The sequence below is a fragment of the Halopseudomonas aestusnigri genome, from assembly GCF_002197985.1.
Classification (GTDB): Bacteria; Pseudomonadota; Gammaproteobacteria; order Pseudomonadales; family Pseudomonadaceae; genus Halopseudomonas; species Halopseudomonas aestusnigri.
Window position 1 is genome coordinate 45,461 of the sequence record NZ_NBYK01000012.1, and the last position, 19,022, is coordinate 64,482.

Below are 19,022 nucleotides of genomic sequence, written 5' to 3' on the forward strand. Positions count from 1 at the left end.
CGGCCATCCGCCTTGCATCTGATTCTAGCCAAAAAACCAATAACACACCCCAATGGCGGTAAGCATGCCGGCGAGGTCGGCCAGCAGGGCGCAGCCGAGGGCGTGGCGCACGCGGCTGATGCCGACCGCGCCAAAGTAGACCGCCAGCACATAGAACGTAGTCTCAGTGCTGCCCTGGAAGGTCGCGGCCAATTGGGCTGCGAAGCTGTCGACTCCGAAGGTATTCATGGTCTCGATCATCATCGCGCGTGAACCGCTGCCCGAGAGTGGCTTGATGAACGCGGTGGGCAGTGCGTCGATAAAGCGAGTGTCCCAGCCAAGCCCCTCTACCAGCCAGCGGATACCATCGAGCAGTGCGTCGAGCACGCCGCTGGCACGCAATACGCCAACGGCGACCAGCATGGCGACCAGAAATGGCAGCAGCGAGATGGAGACCTCGAAACCCTGCTTGGCCCCCTCGATAAAGCTGTCGTACACGTTGACCTTGCGCAGCGCTGCAATCAGCAAAAAGGCGATGACGATGCCGAACAGGGTGAGATTGCCCACCAGGGTCGAGGTAGCGGCCAGTGCTTCAGCCGACAATCCGGCCAGAACCGCCAGCAGCAACCCGAGTGCTGCTGCTCCGGCGGCCAGATAGGCCAGCACCACAGGGTCCCAGAGTTTCAGCCGCTGTATCAGGGCAACGCTGAGCAGGCCAACCAGGCTGGAGGCGCTGGTTGCCAGCAGAATCGGCAGAAATACTTCGGTCGGATCGCTGGCGCCCTGCTGGGCGCGGTACATAAAGATGGTGACTGGCAGCAGGGTGAGTGATGAGGTGTTCAGCACCATGAACAGGATCTGCGCGTTGCTCGCCGTATCCTTGCTGGGATTCAGGCTTTGCAGAGCGTGCATGGCCTTGAGGCCGATGGGGGTGGCGGCGTTGTCCAGCCCCAGCACGTTGGCGGCAAAGTTCATGGTGATATGACCGAGGGCGGGATGCCCGCTGGGCACCTCGGGCATCAGTCGGCGGAACAGTGGATCAAGCAGGCGCGCCATGACGGCAATCAGGCCAGCGCGTTCGGCAATCTGCAAAAAGCCCAGCCACAGGGTCATGGTGCCGACCAGCACCAGAACGATCTCGACGCTGAGGCGGGCCATATCGAACAGTGCGGCGACCAGCCGGCTGAATACCTCGGCGTCACCCAGCCCCAGCCATTGCCAGAGCGCGGCGGCGAAGGCACTGAGGAAAAAACCAAGCCAGATCCAGTTGAGCATGGGCCTGTCAGTCCCCGCTGGCGCTGCAGGGGGGCAGGCGCGGAGGCAGGCTGTTGGCGTTCGGGTCGAACCACTGTGGCGTCGACTGGTTCAGCAGGATGCTGGCCTGGCCCGGTACCAGCGCGGCCAGAATGGCAGCGGTTTCGCTGTCGGGTATGCCGTCGAAGCGGGCGGGGCGAAAACGCATCTGGAACGCCGCAACCACGTTGCGGGTTGCCTCATCCAGTTCGCCATGCAACGGAACCTCATAGCCCCAGTCGTGCAGGGCGGTCTGGAACCAGCTGATAGCCGGTATACGCCCGCCCAGCCAGTGCTGCATGACGCGTTGACGCTGAGGGTCTGGGCCGACCGCGAGGCCGGCGTCGATCAGTTGCTGCCAGGGGAAAAGCGGCCCCGGATCGACCTTGCGCTGGGGAGCGATATCACTGTGTCCGAGCACATTCTCCGGGGTAATGCCGTGGCGTTGCTGGATGTCGCGCAGCAGTCGAATCAGCGCCTCAATCTGACGCGGATCCCAGGGCGGCCACTGGCGACAGCTTGCCTGGTCGATATAGCCCGGGTGCACCAACTCAATGCCGATCGAGCTGCTGTTGAGCCAGGTTCTGCCGCGCCAGCTGCTTTCTCCTGCGTGCCACGCCCGACGGTTCTCGTCGACCAGCCGGTAGATAACCGGATCATGGTCGCTGATCAGATAGTGGCTGCTGACGTCCTGCTCGGTCAGGGTATGCAGCGAGCGCTCGAACCCAGACGAGGTGTAGTGCAGGACGATATATTGGCTGCGACTGTCCTGGCTGCGAGCCTGATAGCGGTCATCAATAATGAGTGCCGGGCTGCAGGCGTTGAGCAGCGCCGCGCAGAAGAACAGCAGGGTAAGGCGCAGGGCATGGCTCATGGTGAATCGGCGGCGACTATCCGGTTGCGGCCGGCTTCCTTGGCCTGGTACATGGCTCGGTCTGCGCGCTCGAAGGTGCTGTCCAGAGTGTCGCCTTCGCGGAACTCGGTGAAACCGATGGAGATGGTCACCGGCACCGGTTCGTTCTTGAAGTGGAACGGGGCGTGTTCAATCCCGTTGCGCAGCTCTTCCAGTGCGGTGGCTCCCTGCTCGGGCGTGACGCCCGGCATCAGGATGACAAACTCCTCACCACCAAAGCGGCCGATGAAGTCGGTCTTGCGCAGTCGCCGCGAGAGTTGCTGGGCAATCAGTCGCAATACCTTGTCGCCGGCCAGATGACCGAAACGGTCGTTGATCGACTTGAAGTGATCCACGTCCAGCACCACCAGCAGCAAGCGGCCGCCATAGCGTTGCCAGCGCTCGTGTTCCTCTTCCATGCGGCGCTGCAGCCCGGCGCGATTGGCCAGCCCGGTCAGGCTGTCGATCATGGCCTGGCGGCGCTGCTCCTCCAGGTGGCGGCGGAAGGTCTGCGCTTCTACCTCCATCACCTGAATGCGCTCGACCATGGTGGTGAGCTGTTGCGAAACCTTGTTGTCACGTTCCTCGCGCAGTTCACGGGCGCGGTCGATGTTTTTCAGCAGGGAGTTGAGTCGCAACTCCACATTGGCCTTGAGTGAGCTCAAATCGTCTGCGTCGCGCACGTTCTCATTGAGGTCGGCGACCTGGTTGCGAATATCGCCGGCCAGCTCCCGTTCCGCCTCAAGTGAGCCGTTGTAGTTGGTGTGCGCTTCTTCAAGATTGCCCTGGAACTGGCTAAGGCGCTGGTTCAACTGCTGCAGATAGCCTTCGAACTCTGCCTGGCGACTCTGCTGGGCACCCAGTATCAAGCCGGTCAGGCTGTCGAGCAGCGCAGCCAGTTCATACCAGTTGAGCCCGCGGCTGACCTGCTCACGCAGGCGGTCGCGAATGGTCTGCTGGGCTTCCATCACCTGCAGCTCGTTAAGCAGGCTCAGCAGGATAGACTCGATATGGGCGGCGACCTGGGAGAAGCTCTGCTGTTCTCCGCTGATCACACCTGTGATGGCCGGTTGCGCTGGTTCGACAGGCCCGGCCTGATCATCTTCGTGATGCGCGAGTTGTTCGCTCGCCTCGGGCATAGGGTCCGCCTGGCTGGGTTCATTGTCAGCGCGGCGTTCACCGCGACCGAACAGACGCCCCCACAGGCCGGCGGTTTCTGCTTCCGGCTCGGACTGGAGGATCTCGCCCTGCAACTGCTGAAGGTCTCCAAGAATGCTGTCGAGCTGGCGTGGCAGCTCACCCAGATCAGTCAGGCGGCGACCGAGCGTGCGCAGTGCCTTGGCTGCGTCCTTCGGCGGTTCGCTGTCCTGCAGTTGTTCGATGATGATCTGCAGGCTTTTGGCGATATTGCTGGCGCGCTCCTGACGTTTCTGGTCAGCGGTGAGTACCGCATGTTCCAGCTTGGGCAGCAGATCGGCCAGCATGCTGGGTGGTGCATCCGCCCGCAGGGCTCGACGCAACTCGTTCAGGCGCTTGTCCAGCAGGGGGTCGATGCCTGATGCGGCAATACTGACGCGAACCAACCCTCGCTTGAGCAGTTCCGTCTGCTCGCCGGGCTCAACAGTCAGGGAAGAGCCTTCGGCGATAGGGTGGATATCCGGCATGGGTGCTCCAAGGATTGGTGTCTCAGAGATTATAGGTGATGCAAATGTTCTGACTAGCCTTTACATAGGGGGGAAGGCAATTTGATATGCATGGCGACCGGCAGGTGGTCGGAAATGGCATGTGGCAGCACATCAACCTGCTCAACGCTGAGGCTGGGGCTGACGAGAATGTGGTCAAGTACACGCGCCGGCTTCCAGCTGGGATAGGTGCCGGGCAGGTCGGGCGCCTGGAGGTCAGCCCCTTTCAGTGGCGAGTGCTGCAGCAGATCTTCGGCGTGGGTGTTCATGTCGCCCATCAGGACGACGTGGCGGTGGTCGGCGATGCGTTCGCGCACGTAGGCGAGCTGGTTGGCGCGGCCCTTGGTGCTCAGTGCCAGATGCATCATGACCACCAGCAATGACTCCTCACCCTGGCCGAACTGGGTCAGGATGGCGCCGCGGCCCGGCAGAATGCCCGGCAGCTTGTGGTCTTCCAGCAGGTCCGGCGCATAGCGGCTCAGGAGCCCGTTGGAGTGCTGGGCGAAGCGGCCAAGATTGCGGTTCAATTGCTGGTACCAGTAAGGGAAACCGCTTTCCCTGGCCAGATGCTCAACCTGATTGACGAAGCCTGAGCGCAGGCTTCCGCCGTCGACCTCCTGCAGAGCAACAAGGTCAAACTCGTTGAGCAGCTGTGCGACCTTGCCCAACTGGTGCTGACGGCTGGCGCTGGGCAGCAGATGCTGCCAGCTGCGGGTCAGATAGTGATGATACTTCTGGGTGTTGATGCCGACCTGAATGTTGAAGCTCAACAGGCGGAGTATTTCCGGGAGTGGGCGCTGCTCTGTCTGGCACTGGCTGTTGATCCGCAGCTCACCCGGCGCCATATGGCCCCGGGTGGTGCGGGTCGAGCTGATGTTGCCGACTGACAGCATGATTTAGCCCTGCTTGGCCTGGCGCTCCTGCTCGACCAGGTACTCGGCAATTTTCAGCATGTTTTCGAAGGTACCGGCCATCTTGCCTTCGATGCGGTACTTGCCATTGACGATCAGGCAGGGAACGCCGGTAGCACGGTAGTCGCGGGCCAGACGACCAGCCTGTTCAATGCGACTCTTAACGCCGAACGAAGACCATGCGCGCTCGAACTGCTCGCCTGTAATGCCGTAGGGAGCGAGGAACTCGATCATCTCGTCGGTAGTTTGCAGCTGTTTCTTCTCGCGGTGGAGCGCGTTGAACACTGCATCGTGGGTTTCTTCCAGCTTGCCCAGACTTTCTAGGGTGTAGAACAGCTGTCCGTGGGTGTTCCACTGGCCGCCGAACATGGCAGGTACCGGGCGGAAGTTGACGTCTTCCGGCAGGGTCTTGGACCACTCCTCAATGGTTGGCTGGAAAGCGTAGCAGTGGGGGCAGCCGTACCAGAACAGCTCGGCAATTTCGATCTTTTCAGGATCCTGGGTCGGTGCCGGAGTAGGCAGGACCACGTAATGCACGCCTTCCTGATAGGTGGTTTCCTGGGCCTGGACCAGGGCAAGGCTGCCGAGCAGCCAGATCAGGGCAACGCTGAAAAACGCACGCATGTAGTTCTCCATAACGGGGTAGTGACAGGTTTCAGACCCGACAGTAGAGTAAAGATTCCGCGATTACCAGACGTAACTGTGGCGCGGTATTACCGTAGTGAAACGCGCATGCAAAAAGGGGTAGCCGATGGCTACCCCTTTTCATTGCAACAGTGCGCGCGCTTAACGCAGGCCCTGGATATAGCTGGCAACAGCCTCGATATCCTTGTTGCTGAGGCGGCTGGCAACGGTGCGCATGATCATGCTGTCGCCGTCGTTGGTACGGTTGCCTTCGCGGAAGTCGGTCAGCTGTTTGGCAGTGTACGCCGCGTGCTGGCCAGCCAGGTGCGGGTAGGCTGCCGGAGCGTTACCCTGACCGGTCGGGGAGTGGCAGCCGGTGCACGCAGGCAGGCCGGTTTCCAGGTTGCCGCCACGGAAGATTTCTTCGCCGCGGGCTGCCAGCGCCGGATCAGCAACCCCGAGGGTGCCGGTCTGGGAGGCGTAATAGGCCGCCAGATCAGCCATGTCCTGTTCGCTCATGCCGTCAAGAATGCCGGTCATCTCGATGACGTTGCGACGGCCTTCCTTGATGTCGGTGATCTGCTTGAGCAGGTAGCGCTCGCCCTGACCGGCCAGTTTCGGGAAGTTCGGTGCAGCGCTGTTGCCGTCTGCTCCGTGGCAGGCGCCGCAAACGGCAGCCTTGGCCTGGCCAGCTTCAGCATTGCCCTCAACAGCGTGCGCACCAGTGGCGACGCCCAGGGTCAACGCCAGACTAACGAGTAATTTATTCATCGGCTAATCCAATAACGGCTAAAAGAAAACGGTTGGCAGTGCCTGCAGTCCGGCCTTAATGACCGCGTTATCAAGGGCAGGCAGCCGTGATTGTTTGCCCCATGCTAGCGGCGCGCTGCGCAGGGTGCAATGGCTGAAATGCCGCACCCCGGGTCGCACCTGCGGCGCTTCTGGGTTCTCGGGCTGACCGACCATCAACTTGCGCCTGGGCGCGGGTCAATTGGTAAGTGCTTCCCATAACCGCGGCATTATATACTAAGCCTGCCGCAAACGTGAATGTCATCAGTGCCCGGCTTTGGTATGTCGGCCCAAACGGAAATCCCATGTCCTCGAGTACTCCACTTGTTTCTCTCTGCCAGCAGGCCACCTTTATCAAAAGCGCCAGTCTGGTTACCCAGTGCCCGCCTGACATCGGTCTGGAAGTGGCCTTTGCCGGACGCTCCAACGCCGGCAAGTCCAGCGCGCTCAATACGCTGACCCACGCCCGACTGGCGCGCACCTCCAAAACCCCCGGACGCACGCAGCTGATCAACTTCTTTCGGCTGGATGACGAGCGACGGCTGGTGGATCTGCCCGGTTACGGCTACGCCAAGGTGCCGCTGGAATTGAAGGCGCATTGGCAGCAGCATCTGGACGCCTATCTCACCGGCCGTCACAGTCTGGCGGGCCTGGTGCTGGTCATGGATCTGCGTCATCCGCTGTCGGATTTCGATTGCATGATGCTGGAATGGGCTCGCAAGAGTGGTATCCCGGCCCATGTACTGTTGAGCAAGGCGGACAAGCTCGCCTATGGTGCGGCCAAGAACGAGCTGCTCAAGGTGCAGGCGAGAATGCGCAAGGAGCTGCGTTCCGATGCCACAGTGCAGCTGTTTTCATCACCCAAGCGCCAAGGGGTTGAGCAGGCGCATGAGGTGCTGGCTGGCTGGCTGTTCCCGCCGGAGGCAGAGGCTGGGCTGGAAGAGCCGGAGTCCTGAGTCTCCGGAGTTGGCAAAAAAAACGTAAAAAAAACCCCGAGCTTCTATGGGGAGGGAGGCTCGGGGTTCAACTAACCGGGCTGTGCTAGGAAAGGGAGTGCCCGGTTTTTCTGCCAACACTAAATCACATCTAAGGAGCATGAATGGCTCTCAAGCCGTTCATAAGCTCTGACCGGGCAGGTTCGGGATAAGTTCAAAAAAAGTTTTAGATGGGTTGGTTATGAAAACGGCAGCGCTTAGGCGCTGCCGTTTTCAGCCGCAAGCCGCAAGCCGCAAGCCACTCGGTGGTGGGTGATAGGGTTTGGCTTGAAGCTTGAAGCTGGCGGTTCGGCCCAAAGGGCGGCCTTCAGTGCGCTTCGTCCCAGTTGTTGCCCACACCGACCTCGACCACCAGCGGCACGTCCAGGTCTGCGGCCTGGCCCATGCGCTCCTTGAGTCCCTGGCTGACGGCCTCAATCTGGTCTTCGCGCACTTCCAGCACCAGTTCGTCGTGGACCTGCATGATCACACGGGCGTCCAGCGCGCTGTCGTCAAGCCATTGGGCGACTTTGATCATGGCGCGCTTGATGATATCGGCAGCGGTGCCCTGCATCGGTGCGTTGATCGCGGTGCGCTCGGCAGCCTTGCGCATGGCTTGGTTCTTGGCATGAATTTCCGGCAGGTACAGGCGGCGACCGAACAGGGTTTCGACGTAGCCCTGCTCGCTGGCCTGCTCGCGGGTGCGTTCCATATAGCTCAGCACGCCCGGGTAGCGGGTGAAGTAGCGGTCAATGTAAGCCTGCGCCTGCTTGCGATCGACACCGATCTGTTTGGCCAGACCAAAGGCACTCATGCCGTAGATCAGGCCGAAGTTGATGGCCTTGGCGCTGCGGCGCTGGTCGGTGGTGACCTCATCCAGGTCCACGCCGAATACCTCAGCAGCGGTTGCGCGGTGCACATCAAGATCATGGCGGAAGGCGTCCAGCAGACCGGCATCTTGCGCCAGATGCGCCATGATCCGCAGCTCGATCTGCGAGTAGTCCGCCGCCAGCAGTTTGTAGCCCTTTGGCGCGATAAAGGCTTGGCGAATGCGGCGGCCTTCGGCGGTGCGGATCGGGATGTTCTGCAGGTTCGGATCAGAGGACGACAGGCGCCCGGTTGCCGCCACCGCCTGATGATAGGAGGTGTGTATGCGCCCGGTACGCGGGTTGATCTGCTCCGGCAGGCGGTCGGTGTAGGTGCTCTTGAGTTTGCTGACGCTGCGATACTGCATGATCACCTGCGGCAGCTCGAAGCCTTGCTCGGCCAGCTCTGCCAGCACCGCCTCGGCGGTCGATGGCTGGCCCTTGGCGGTTTTCGACAGCACCGGCAGGCCCTGCTTTTCATACAGAATGGCGCCCAGTTGCTTGGGTGAGCCGAGGTTGAACTCCTCGCCCGCCAGCTCGAATGCCTGACGCTCCAGCGCGACCATTTTCTCGCCCAACTCGATGCTCTGTTCGCCGAGCAGTTTGGCATCGACCAGGGCACCGTTGCGTTCGATGCCGGCCAGTACCGGCATCAGCGGCATTTCGATTTCCTGCAGGACCTTGGCCAGCGATGGCTGTGGCTGCAGTTTGGCCCACAGGGCCTGGTGCAGGCGCAGGGTCACGTCGGCGTCTTCGGCGGCGTAGGGGCCGGCCTGTTCCAAAGCGATCTGGTCGAAGGTCAGTTGCTTGCTGCCCTTGCCGGCGATGTCTTCGAACTTGATGGTGCTCTGGCCCAGATACTTGAGCGACAGGCTGTCCATGTCGTGTCGGGTAGCGGTGGCATCGAGCACATAGGATTCGAGCATGGTATCGAAGGCGACGCCCTGCACGCAGATATCGTAATGGGCCAGCACATTGATGTCGTACTTGGCGTGCTGCGCGACCTTGGCCTTGGTCGGATCTTCCAGATAGGGCTTGAGTGCCGCCAGTACGGCGTTGCGGTCGAGCTGATCGGGGACGCCCATATAGCTGTGGGCGACCGGGATATAGGCGGCTTCGTTGGCTTCGACCGCCAGCGATACACCGACCAGTTCGGCGCGCTGGGCGTCAATGCTGGTGGTTTCGGTGTCAAAGGCGAACAGCTCGGCGTTCTTGAGCTTGTCGAGCCAGCGATCGAAATCGGCCTGTTCGGTGATGATCTCGTAGCGTTTCTCGGTTTCCGCGTTGGCGCCGTCAGTGCCATCGGCACTCGGGTCAGCCTTGGCTTCGCGCAACAGATCGTCCAGCCAGGTCTTGAACTCCATCTCGCGGTACAACGCGATCAACGCATCGCGGTCAACTTCGCCCGGCATCAGGGCATCGACCTTTACCTCCAGCTCAACGTCCAGTTTGATCGTTGCCAACTGATAGGAGAGGTAGGCCATCTCCTTGTGTTCCTGCAGCTTCTCGGGCAGCTTCTTGGCGCCGCGAATCGGCAGTTCGGGCACCTTGTCGAGACTGTTGTAGATGACGTCCAGGCCGCCGCCGACACCGGTCAGCAGGCCGAGCGCGGTTTTTTCGCCGACGCCGGGCACACCGGGGATGTTGTCGACCTTGTCGCCCATCAGCGCCAGGTAGTCGATGATCAGCCCCGGCCCGATGCCGAACTTGTCGTGTACGCCCTGAATATCCATCACCGTATTGGTCATGGTGTTGACCAGCGTGATGTGCTCATCGACCAGTTGGGCCATGTCCTTGTCGCCGGTGGAGATCACGACCTCCCGGCCGGCGTCGGCGCTCTGCCTGGCCAGGGTGCCGATCACGTCGTCCGCTTCGACGCCTTCAACGCATAGCAGGGGCAGACCCAGCGCGCGCACCGCCGCGTGCAGTGGCTCGATCTGGGCGCGCAGTTCATCGGGCATCGGTGGGCGGTGCGACTTGTACTGCTCGAACATATGGTCGCGGAAAGTCGGGCCCTTGGCGTCGAAAACCACGGCAAAGGGGCTTTTCGGGTACTGCTTGCGCAAACTCTTGAGCATGTTCAGAACGCCCTTTACCGCGCCGGTGGGCTGGCCCTTGCTGGTGGTCAGCGGCGGCAGGGCATGGAAGGCGCGGTACAGGTAGGAGGAGCCGTCCACAAGAACGAGGGGGGTAGTGTCTGTCATGCGTCAGGTCAACATTTCGAAGGCCAATGGGGCTAGAATGAGTGCATCATTCATGCAAAGGACAAGACTATCATGATTCGCAAACTTGGCTTTGGATTGGCCGCGTTCCTGATGTTGGGCAGTGTTTCGGTCATGGCGCAGGACGCAGTTCCCACCGAACCCGAGGTCACCATCCGTCAGGAAGGTGATCGCACGGTCGAGGAATACCGGGTCAACGGCTTTCTCTATGCCATCAAGGTAACGCCGAAAACCGGCGCGCCCTATTACCTGGTGGCGGTGGATGAGGACGGCAACTACGTGCGTTCCGACCAGCCCAATGGCCTGCGTATTCCGTCGTGGAAAATCTTCGAGTGGTGAGCTGAGGCATGTCGGTTTTTACGCCGGTCAGTCGCGAGCAACTGGATGCCTTTCTTGACGGGTTTGAGGTCGGTCGGCTGATCGACGTTCAGGGCATCGAGGGCGGCAGCGAGAACAGCAACTTTTTCGTCAGCTGCACCGGCGGCGAGTTTGTGCTTACCCTGGTCGAGCGTGGCGATCCGCAAGGCCTGCCGTTTATCGTCGAATTGCTCGACTGCTTGCACCGGGCCGAGCTGTCGGTGCCCTACGCGGTCACTGATCGGCAGGGCGTGGCATTGCATCAGTTGAACGGTAAACCCGCCATGCTGCAGCCACGGCTGGCCGGTCGGCATGTCGAGCGGCCGGATGCGGCGCATTGCGAGGCGGTCGGACGCTGGCTGGCACAGATGCATGCAGCCACGGCCGCCAGCTCGCTGGAACGAACCAGTGAGCGCGGGCTGGCATGGATGCAGGATCAACTTCCACGGCTGTCTGCCCGGCAGTCTGCCGACCTGGAGAGCCTGTTGCAGGCGCTGCTGGATCGGATCGTTGCCTGGCGGCAGCAGTCGCCCGATCTGCCCCGTGCGGTGCTGCATGCCGACTTGTTCCGTGACAACGTCATGTTTGACGGCCATCACCTGAGCGGAGTGATCGATTTCTACAACGCCGCCAGCGGCTGGGCACTCTATGACGTGGCCATCGCGGTGAATGACTGGTGTCTGGACGGTGCCGGTGCGCTGGAACCACGCCTCACCCGCAATCTGCTGGCGGGCTATGCCTCCCAGCGACGCTTTACCCCGGCCGAACAGGAGTGCTGGCCGGACATGTTGCGGCTGGCTGCGCTGCGCTTCTGGCTGTCGCGACATATCGCTGCGGACCAGCATGCCGGGCAGCCCGGCGTGCTGGTCAAGGATCCGGAGCACTTTCTGCAGCTGCTGCTGCGGCATCAGCAGGTGGATATCGGCTTGCCGCTTGCGCTCTAGCCGCCGCTCGGGTGAACCGCGCAGCAGTCGCGGGGTCATAGCGCAGTAGTGTCTACTGCCTCTTAACCCTGTTGCGGAGTGTCTGCTGCATGCTGACCGCCCACCTGCCGTCCGGCTACGTGCTCTCCAGCTATCTGCTGGATCGGTTACGGCGAGTGCCTGCAAAGGCATCCTGGCTGCTTGCGGCCGGCGTGCTGGGTGGTATCGCGCCCGACCTCGATATGTTCTATTTCCACTTCGTGGATATGGGCATGAAGCACCACCATCGCTATCCCAGCCACTGGCCGTTGCTGTGGTTCTGTCTTTTGGCTGTTGCGCTGCTTTGGACGCGGTGGCGACGACGTGCGGCGGGTGGCTGGTTGCTACTGGCCTTCAGCCTGGGCGGAATGCTGCATGTGCTGCTTGATACCCTGGCGGGCGACATCTGGTGGCTGGCACCCTTTGTTGACCAGCGTTACTCGCTGGTCACCGTCACCGCCCGCTACAAACCCTGGTGGCTGAACTTTGTCATCCACTGGGTATTTCTGGTCGAGCTGGCAATCTGGGGATGGGCGTTGTGGCGCTGGCGTAGCAGGCGGCGCTGGATGCCGTCGGCAAGCGGGCCCATTGCTGGGCCCTGAGACGTTGCTGAATCAGAACATCCAGCCTGTCGGGTTCGGGTGCGCCTGTTGGCTGTCCAGCGCTTTCATGCCTTTGATGCAGCGCACAATCAGCCATACCATCCAGAACAGCAGGACCAGCCAGCCGATCACAACGACAGACAGGATGGCGCCGATGAACAGGTACAGCGCACCGATCCAGAAAGTACGGATCTGGAACTGGTAATGGCTCTTGAGCCAGTCCGGTGCGCCGTCCTTGTTGACGTAGGCCAGGACCACGCCAATGATGCCGGTAATACCGATTACCAGGCCGACGAGATACAGAATGTAAACCAGTTTGGCGGAGCCGGTGTCGCTGTTGGTATTGGGTACAGTAGTGTCTGTCATGCGTGCTTCCTTGTTGCCTGCTGTTGTTGATGTTTACTGCGTGTTTGCCGATCGCGGTTTCTGGTACTGCGATCAGCGGGTTACGGTCCAGCCAGCGTCTGTTTCTGCCAGGGTGATGCTGGAGCGCTGAACATTGCGACCAACGAGGGGCGCGGTAAGGTCAACCTCTACATCGCAGCGGTAAACGTCGTCGCGCAACTCATCGCAGCCATGCAGCGTTACGTCGTGGATTTCGGTGCGCATGGCGTTTGCCATGTCCGCGCCAACCATGCTGGTGACAGCGCTGTTGGTCTGCTCCAGTTCCTTTTCCATCATGGCCTGGATATCGCCCTCCGAGGGCCCGCCGGAGCATGCGGTCAGGGTGATGACGCTGACCGCCAGAAAAAGACGTTTGGTAGTGGTGAGCATGCAGATTTTTCTTAACGTGACGGGCGGGAACCAGTGTGACCGGTTGTTCAGGACGGTTGCCCCGATCAGGTATGTGCGTGAGCAGGGGGGGAGCAGGTCAGCGGCGATGGCGATACCGGCAACTTTCAGGGGCGGCTGAAATCGCATCTGATGTCCTTATCATCTTGCTCCGGGTAGAGCGTTAATTTCATAGCGTTTGGCACGTGACATCGATGCGAGTCGCAGGCGCTGGCAGCCTCTGTGCCGAATTTGTCAGCAAGTCTGTCGGCAAGGTTAAGGCATTTTGATATTGCAGGTCTACAAATTGGCGTCAGCAAATTGCCTTTTGCTTGCGCATGGGCCGAACGCCGCGTCAGGGCATGGCGTTCGGTTTGTTTCGAAGCGGCGCCAGAGCTCAGAGTTTCGTCAGGCAGCCGGCCAGGTTGTCGGTGAGGTTGGTCAGTAATGTGACATAGCCGTCCGCACCAACTGCAATGTCGGCGCCCAGAGGATCAAGCTGGGCGGTTTCGACCGGCAGGCCTTCGGTCAGGCTGGCGATCAGCCGCGGGGTGAATTGGGGTTCGCTGAACACGCAGGCGCGGCCCGCGCTGCGCAGGTCTTCACGTAGGTCGTTGACGTGCCGTGCGCCCGGCTGGATCTCGTGGGCCAGGCTGAATACGCCGCGGTGTTCGATGCCGAGGTATTCCTCCAGATAGCCGTAACCGTCGTGGAAGACGAAGTAGGGCTTGTTCTTGAGCGGGGCGAAGCGCGTGCGCAGCTGCGCCTGCAGAGTACTGAGCTGTTGCTCGAAGCGATGCAGGTTGGCGTCCAGACGAGCTTCCTGTTCCGGGTAGAGCGGTGCCAGGTCGGTCTTCATCCAGCGTGCCAGCGTCAGGGCGTTATCGGGTGACAGCCAGATGTGCGGATCAAGGCTGCCGGCGTCGTGATCGTGATCGTGGTGCTCGTCGGCGTGTTCGGCGTGCTCCTCGTCGAATTCGCGCAGGGTGAGGCTGGCAACCGCCATCAGTTCGCGGGCCCGGGCATTGTCGTGCAGCAGGCTGTCGAGGAAGCGCTCAAGGTCGGGGCCTATCCAGTAAATACGCTCCGCCTCGGCAAGGGCACGGCGATCGGAAGGTCTGAGTGCGAAGGCGTGTGGCGATACGCCCGGTGGCAGCAGTACTGCGGGCTCGTCGATACCGTCGAGCAGAGCGGCGGTGATCTGCTGGATTGGCTTGATGCTGGTCATAATGCGGCTGTCTGCCATTGACGGAAAAGACAGCAGCAGGCCGGCTGCCAGGGCCAGCAGGGAGCGGATCGACATGGGGAATACCTCGGGAAGCAGAGTTGTTATATGATAACAGGTCATTGACCTCTGAAAAGTCCCGCTTGTCATTCGACTGCGGTACGCAGCCAGCGAGGCGTCAGCATGAGCGACTCCACTACCCTTCCCGATCCGCAGCAGCCGCACAACCACGCGCATTGTGTCAGTCATGCTCTGAGTGCAGCCGAACAGGTGTGCGCCCGTGACGGCGTGCGTTTCACCGCCTTGCGCAAGCGTGTGCTTGAGCTGGTTTGGCAAAGCCATAAGCCCCTGGGTGCTTACGATATTCTGGAAACCCTGTCACGCGACGATGGTCGCCGTGCGGCGCCGCCGACGGTTTACCGGGCGCTGGACTTTCTGCAGGAGCAGGGGCTGGTGCATCGCATTGCCTCGCTCAATGCCTTCATCGGCTGCCCGAGTCCGGAGCACCGCCATCAGGGCCATTTTCTGATCTGCCTTAACTGCCATATTGCCATTGAACTGGAGGAAGCCGGGATCAGTGATGCCATCGCGGCAGCTGCCACAACCCACGGCTTTTCTGTCAGCAGCGAAACGGTCGAAATCAGCGGGCTGTGTGCCCAGTGTCAGGCGGCAGCATGAGCGACGAGCTGCTGTCTCTCGGCAACGTCAGTCTGCGCCTGAATGCAACCGACGTGCTGGAGGGCGTGAACCTGAGTGTCAGGCGCGGCGAGATTGTCACGCTGATCGGTCCCAATGGTGCCGGCAAGACCAGCCTGGTACGGATTGTACTCGGCCTGCTCAAGGCGAGTGGCGGCAAGGTCTGGCGCCAGCCGCGCCTGCGCATCGGCTATATGCCGCAGAAGCTGCAGATCGATCCGTCGCTGCCACTGACGGTACTGCGTTTTCTGCTGCTGGTGCCCGGTACCAGGCGCCCGGCAGTCGAGGCGGCGCTGGCCGAAGTCGGCGCCGAGCACCTGATCGCACGGCCGTTGCAGCAGGTATCCGGTGGCGAGCTGCAGCGCATCCTGCTGGCGCGGGCATTGCTGCGCCAGCCTGACCTGCTGGTGCTGGATGAGCCGGTACAGGGTGTGGACGTTAACGGTCAGATCGAACTGTATCAACTCATTACCCGGCTGCGTGACCGTTACGGTTGCGGCGTGCTGATGGTCTCCCATGATCTGCATCTGGTCATGGCCACCACCAACACGGTGGTATGCCTCAATCGTCACGTCTGCTGCTCGGGCCATCCCGAGCAGGTCAGCCTGGATCCGGCGTTTGTTGCCATGTTTGGCGAGCAGGCCAGTGCGCTGGCGGTCTACAACCACCATCACGACCACGCCCATGACCTGCACGGCGAAGTCGTACCCCACGAACACAGCCACGGACCTGACTGCAAGCATGCCTGATTTTCTTGTTTACGCGCTGTTGGCCGGTTTGGCGCTGGCGCTGGTAGCCGGTCCGTTGGGTTCCTTTGTGGTCTGGCGGCGGATGGCCTATTTCGGCGATACGCTTTCGCACTCGGCGCTGCTGGGTGTGGCGCTCGGCATGTTGCTGGACATTAACCTGACGCTGGCGGTGACGGTGGGCTGCGTTCTGATCGCGGTACTGCTGGTGGCGTTGCAGCACAAGGAGTGGCTCGCCAGCGACACCCTGCTGGGGATTCTCGCGCACAGTACCCTGTCACTCGGACTGGTGGTGCTGGCGCTGACCGAAAACGTGCGGGTCGACCTCATGGCCTACCTGTTCGGAGACCTTCTGGCGATCACGGCGACGGACCTGGCCTGGATGCTCGGCGGGCTGCTGATCGTGCTGGTGCTGATGAGCATGCTCTGGCGCAGCCTGCTGTCGATTACCGTTCACGAGGAGCTGGCACGGGTAGAAGGCTTGCCGGTAACGGCGATTCGGCTCGCCTTGATGTTGCTGATCGCCATCGTCATTGCGGTGGCGATGAAGGTGGTGGGCGTACTGCTGATCACCTCGTTGCTGATTATTCCGCCAGCGGCGGCCCAGCGTCATGCCCGAACACCGGAGCAGATGGCGCTGGGTGCCAGTGTGCTGGGCATGCTGGCGGTACTCGGTGGGCTGGCGTTGTCCTGGCAGCTGGATACCCCGGCAGGCCCTTCCATTGTGGTCTGCGCGGCTGGCATGTTCATGCTGGCGCTGGCGATTCCTCGCCGCGCCTGAGCGGATTCTATTCGGCGCCGATGATCCGAGGTAGCCACTGGGCCAGCTTTTCAGTGTTCAGTGGCGGGCGGATAAAGCCGACATAGCGGCCGTTCGGGTCGACGATGACGACCTGGCCGCTGTGATCGACCAGGTAATTTTCGCTGCTGGTGTCTGGTTCGATATAGGCAATCGACAGGGCCTTGGCCAGTGTTGCCAGTTGCTCGGACTCGCCGGTTGCACCAGCGAAGCCGGCACTGAAGAAGTTCAGATAGGTCGTGATCTGTTCTGGTGTGTCGCGGTTGGGATCAACGCTGACAAAGGTGACCTGCAATTGGCTGCGAGTGGCCTCGGGCAGTTTCTGCATCAATTGGCGCAATTCGGCCAGCGTGGTCGGGCAGATGTCCGGACAGAAGGTATAGCCAAAGAACAGCAAATCCCACTGGCCGGTCAGGTTATCCCGTCCCCAGGGCTGGTCTGTTGCGGATCGCAGGCTGACATCGGGTATGGGGCGGGGGCTGTCGAACAGGTAGATGCCCGCCTCCTGCAGCGCTGTGCGATCCAGCGGCGCCGGTTGCATCACCTTGTTGACGACTGCTCCCACTACCAGCGCAATGCTGGCCACACATACCAGTACGGTTTTCTGTACCCCGGTCAAAGCCATCCAGCCACCTCGATATAGTGGTCCAGCAACAGGGCTACAAACAGCCACAGCAGGTACCACAGTGAATACTTGAAGGTCTTGATGGCCGCGTGCGGACGGCTGTCACGCAGCAGGGCGACAGCCCAGTCGATAAAGCGCAGGCCCAGCGCCACCGCGGCCACCAGATAGAGCGGGCCGCTCATGTGGATCACGAACGGCAACAGGCTCACAGCGAGCAGGATAAAGGTATACAGCAGAATATGCAGCTTGGTGTAGTGCTCGCCATGGGTAACCGGCAGCATCGGGATGTCGACCTTGGCGTATTCTGCCTTGCGGTGGATGGCCAGCGCCCAGAAGTGCGGGGGTGTCCAGGCAAAGATGATCAGTACCAGCAGTAGCCCCTCGGCCTGAATCTGTCCGGTGACCGCGGTCCAGCCAAGCAGCGGCGGTGCGGCTCCGGCGACGCCGCCAATAACGATGTTCTGCGGCGTTGCGCGCTTGAGAAAGGCCGTGTAAATCAGTGCATAGCCGAGGAGCGACGCCAGTGTCAGCAGCGCCGTGAGCGTGTTGGTCCATGACAGCAGGACCGCCAGTCCGGCGCTGCCGAGCAGGATGGCGAACAGCACCGCGTTCAGCGGCTCGACCCGGCCTTGCGCCATTGGGCGCCGCTGGGTGCGGGCCATATGAATGTCAATCCGGCGGTCGACCACATGGTTGATCGCCGCTGCCGACCCGGCGCACAGGGCAATGCCCAGATTGCCCAGCAGCAGGATACTCCAGGGTACCGCCTGCTCGCTGGCCAGCAGCATGCCGATGGCCGAGGTGATGATCATCAAAGCCACTACCTTCGGCTTGGTCAGCTCCAGATAGTCGCGCCAGCCAGCTCGGACCGGCACCGCTTGAGAGAGGCTCGCCATGGTCTGTTCCCCCTGTCGGTGCGTGCTGCGCACCTGTGTTGTTGTGTCTGGAGTATGGATGCCTCAGGCGTGACTCGCCAGTGAACGGCGTGGTCGTGCCTCCAGTCGGACCCGCACCGCTGCCGGCGCACGTACGCGATAGTTGACGGCCAGGGTGCACAGCAGCAGGAGTGCTGCCATGCCGTTATGCGCGACAGCCACCGCCAACGGCAGCGCTGCCAGTACGTTGGTGATGCCCAGGCCGACCTGGGCAGTCAGTGCCAGGCACAGCAGCAGCGCCAGACCGTGCAGGCGCGCGCGCCAGAGTTGCCAGCCGAGCAGCAGCACAACGAACGTGGTGATCAATGCGCCAAGGCGGTGGGTAAAATGGATCGCTGTCCGCCCCGGGCCTTCCAGCATGCCGCCCAGGTAGTTCGGGCCGATCTCCTGATGCAGCAGGTTGAAGCCGGTGTGGAAGTCCATCTCCGGCCACCATTCCCCGTGGCAGGTCGGCAGGTCGATGCAGGCCACCGCGGCATAGTTGGTGCTGGTCCAGCCGCCGAGCATGATTTGCAGGATGACCACCGCGAGTGCAAAGCGCGCCAGCAGGCGCAGTCTGGTGAGCGAGCGGGTGGGATGGAGTGCCGGTAGCCGGCCCGACAGGCGCAGTACCAGCAGCAACAGCAGGCTCAGGGTGGCGAAGCCGCCCAGCAAATGGGCGGTGACGACCTGCGGCCAGAGCTTGAGGGTCACGGTCCACATGCCGAACAGTGCCTGGCAGACGACAAGGGCAAGCAGCCCGACACACAGGCCGGTCGGGTAGCCGGGGTCGCGGCGCTGTCGGATACCAATCACGGCCAGGCCCAGAATCAGCAAGCCGAGGGTGCCGGCTGCGTAGCGGTGGATCATCTCCGCCCAGGCCTTGAAGGCTTCGACCGGGTCGTCCGGGAAGCGCAGCTGCGCCGTTTCCAGCGCATGATCGCTTTGCGGTACGGTCAGAAAGCCGTAGCAGCCTGGCCAGTCCGGGCAGCCGAGTCCGGCGTGTACCAGCCGGGTGTAAGCGCCAAGGATGACGACGATAAAGCACAGCAGCAGCCCTGCCAGTGCCAAGTTGTAGCCAGGTTTGCGCATG

General features: G+C 61.7%; 20 protein-coding genes. 7 read left to right on the plus strand and 13 right to left on the minus strand.

What is annotated here, in order from left to right; genetic code table 11:
* Window positions 1-24: 24 nt before the first annotated feature.
* The 6 genes from B7O88_RS14500 to B7O88_RS14525 all read right to left on the minus strand — a co-directional run bounded on the left by B7O88_RS14500 (window position 25) and on the right by B7O88_RS14525 (window position 6,152).
* Entirely contained in the window at window positions 25-1,254 is a 1,230-nt protein-coding gene (locus B7O88_RS14500; RefSeq protein ID WP_088276910.1) for a nucleoside recognition domain-containing protein, read from the minus strand.
* Between the two features lie 7 nt (window positions 1,255-1,261).
* Window positions 1,262-2,146, minus strand: coding sequence for an N-acetylmuramoyl-L-alanine amidase (locus B7O88_RS14505; protein ID WP_088276912.1), 885 nt, complete (start codon window positions 2,144-2,146; stop codon window positions 1,262-1,264).
* Window positions 2,143-3,828, minus strand: a complete 1,686-nt coding sequence (locus tag B7O88_RS14510) for a GGDEF domain-containing protein (protein WP_088276914.1) — start codon at window positions 3,826-3,828, stop codon at window positions 2,143-2,145. Before B7O88_RS14510 ends, B7O88_RS14505 begins: the two co-directional genes overlap by 4 nt.
* Window positions 3,829-3,881: 53 nt before the next feature.
* Entirely contained in the window at window positions 3,882-4,691 is an 810-nt protein-coding gene (locus B7O88_RS14515; RefSeq protein ID WP_088277045.1) for an endonuclease/exonuclease/phosphatase family protein, read from the minus strand.
* Between the two features lie 51 nt (window positions 4,692-4,742).
* Window positions 4,743-5,381, minus strand: coding sequence for a thiol:disulfide interchange protein DsbA/DsbL (locus tag B7O88_RS14520; protein WP_088276916.1), 639 nt, complete (start codon window positions 5,379-5,381; stop codon window positions 4,743-4,745).
* 162 nt (window positions 5,382-5,543) lie between these two features.
* Window positions 5,544-6,152 carry a c-type cytochrome gene (locus B7O88_RS14525; RefSeq protein WP_088276918.1) on the minus strand — a complete coding sequence of 203 codons (609 nt, stop codon included), beginning with the start codon at window positions 6,150-6,152 and terminating at the stop codon, window positions 5,544-5,546.
* Between the two features lie 323 nt (window positions 6,153-6,475).
* Between B7O88_RS14525 and yihA the strand changes: the two genes are divergently transcribed.
* Window positions 6,476-7,126, plus strand: coding sequence for a ribosome biogenesis GTP-binding protein YihA/YsxC (gene yihA / locus B7O88_RS14530; protein WP_088276920.1), 651 nt, complete (start codon window positions 6,476-6,478; stop codon window positions 7,124-7,126).
* A gap of 346 nt (window positions 7,127-7,472) precedes the next feature.
* On the opposite strand, the gene polA is transcribed toward yihA, so the two are convergent.
* Window positions 7,473-10,214: a DNA polymerase I gene (polA, locus tag B7O88_RS14535; protein WP_088276922.1), complete on the minus strand. Its 2,742-nt coding sequence runs from the start codon at window positions 10,212-10,214 to the stop codon at window positions 7,473-7,475.
* 72 nt (window positions 10,215-10,286) lie between these two features.
* On the opposite strand from polA, the gene B7O88_RS14540 reads away from it, so the two are divergent.
* The 3 genes from B7O88_RS14540 to B7O88_RS14550 all read left to right on the plus strand — a co-directional run bounded on the left by B7O88_RS14540 (window position 10,287) and on the right by B7O88_RS14550 (window position 12,153).
* Window positions 10,287-10,571, plus strand: a complete 285-nt coding sequence (locus B7O88_RS14540) for a DUF2782 domain-containing protein (protein WP_088276924.1) — start codon at window positions 10,287-10,289, stop codon at window positions 10,569-10,571.
* A gap of 8 nt (window positions 10,572-10,579) precedes the next feature.
* A complete protein-coding gene (locus tag B7O88_RS14545) occupies window positions 10,580-11,533 on the plus strand; it encodes a homoserine kinase (protein WP_088276926.1) in 954 nt (317 codons plus the stop codon).
* Window positions 11,534-11,622: 89 nt separating this feature from the next.
* A complete protein-coding gene (locus B7O88_RS14550; protein ID WP_088276928.1) occupies window positions 11,623-12,153 on the plus strand; it encodes a metal-dependent hydrolase in 531 nt (176 codons plus the stop codon).
* 12 nt (window positions 12,154-12,165) lie between these two features.
* Here B7O88_RS14550 and B7O88_RS14555 read toward each other — a convergent pair whose 3' ends face one another.
* The 3 genes from B7O88_RS14555 to B7O88_RS14565 all read right to left on the minus strand — a co-directional run bounded on the left by B7O88_RS14555 (window position 12,166) and on the right by B7O88_RS14565 (window position 14,227).
* Entirely contained in the window at window positions 12,166-12,519 is a 354-nt protein-coding gene (locus B7O88_RS14555) for a DUF4870 family protein (protein WP_088276930.1), read from the minus strand.
* 72 nt (window positions 12,520-12,591) lie between these two features.
* Window positions 12,592-12,927 (minus strand): hypothetical protein, encoded by a 336-nt coding sequence (locus B7O88_RS14560; RefSeq protein ID WP_088276932.1) that lies wholly within the window; start codon window positions 12,925-12,927, stop codon window positions 12,592-12,594.
* A 394-nt stretch (window positions 12,928-13,321) separates the two neighbouring features.
* Window positions 13,322-14,227 carry a zinc ABC transporter substrate-binding protein ZnuA gene (locus B7O88_RS14565; protein ID WP_088276934.1) on the minus strand — a complete coding sequence of 302 codons (906 nt, stop codon included), beginning with the start codon at window positions 14,225-14,227 and terminating at the stop codon, window positions 13,322-13,324.
* Window positions 14,228-14,332: 105 nt separating this feature from the next.
* Here B7O88_RS14565 and B7O88_RS14570 point away from each other — a divergent pair, with 105 nt between their 5' ends.
* The 3 genes from B7O88_RS14570 to znuB are packed head-to-tail and all read left to right on the plus strand — an operon-like array spanning window position 14,333 to window position 16,372.
* On the plus strand, window positions 14,333-14,827 hold the full coding sequence (locus tag B7O88_RS14570; protein WP_088276936.1) for a Fur family transcriptional regulator: 495 nt from the start codon (window positions 14,333-14,335) through the stop codon (window positions 14,825-14,827).
* Window positions 14,824-15,594 carry a zinc ABC transporter ATP-binding protein ZnuC gene (gene znuC, locus B7O88_RS14575; RefSeq protein ID WP_088276938.1) on the plus strand — a complete coding sequence of 257 codons (771 nt, stop codon included), beginning with the start codon at window positions 14,824-14,826 and terminating at the stop codon, window positions 15,592-15,594. Before B7O88_RS14570 ends, znuC begins: the two co-directional genes overlap by 4 nt.
* Window positions 15,587-16,372 (plus strand): zinc ABC transporter permease subunit ZnuB, encoded by a 786-nt coding sequence (gene znuB, locus B7O88_RS14580; RefSeq protein WP_088276940.1) that lies wholly within the window; start codon window positions 15,587-15,589, stop codon window positions 16,370-16,372. Before znuC ends, znuB begins: the two co-directional genes overlap by 8 nt.
* A gap of 7 nt (window positions 16,373-16,379) precedes the next feature.
* On the opposite strand, the gene B7O88_RS14585 is transcribed toward znuB, so the two are convergent.
* From B7O88_RS14585 to B7O88_RS14595, 3 genes are all read right to left on the minus strand, one after another.
* Window positions 16,380-17,009, minus strand: a complete 630-nt coding sequence (locus tag B7O88_RS14585) for an SCO family protein (protein WP_088277047.1) — start codon at window positions 17,007-17,009, stop codon at window positions 16,380-16,382.
* On the minus strand, window positions 17,006-17,911 hold the full coding sequence (gene cyoE / locus B7O88_RS14590) for a heme o synthase (protein ID WP_088276942.1): 906 nt from the start codon (window positions 17,909-17,911) through the stop codon (window positions 17,006-17,008). Before cyoE ends, B7O88_RS14585 begins: the two co-directional genes overlap by 4 nt.
* 63 nt (window positions 17,912-17,974) lie before the next feature.
* Complete coding sequence (locus tag B7O88_RS14595; RefSeq protein ID WP_088276944.1) at window positions 17,975-19,021, minus strand: COX15/CtaA family protein; 1,047 nt, start codon at window positions 19,019-19,021, stop codon at window positions 17,975-17,977.
* Window position 19,022 lies beyond the last annotated feature (1 nt).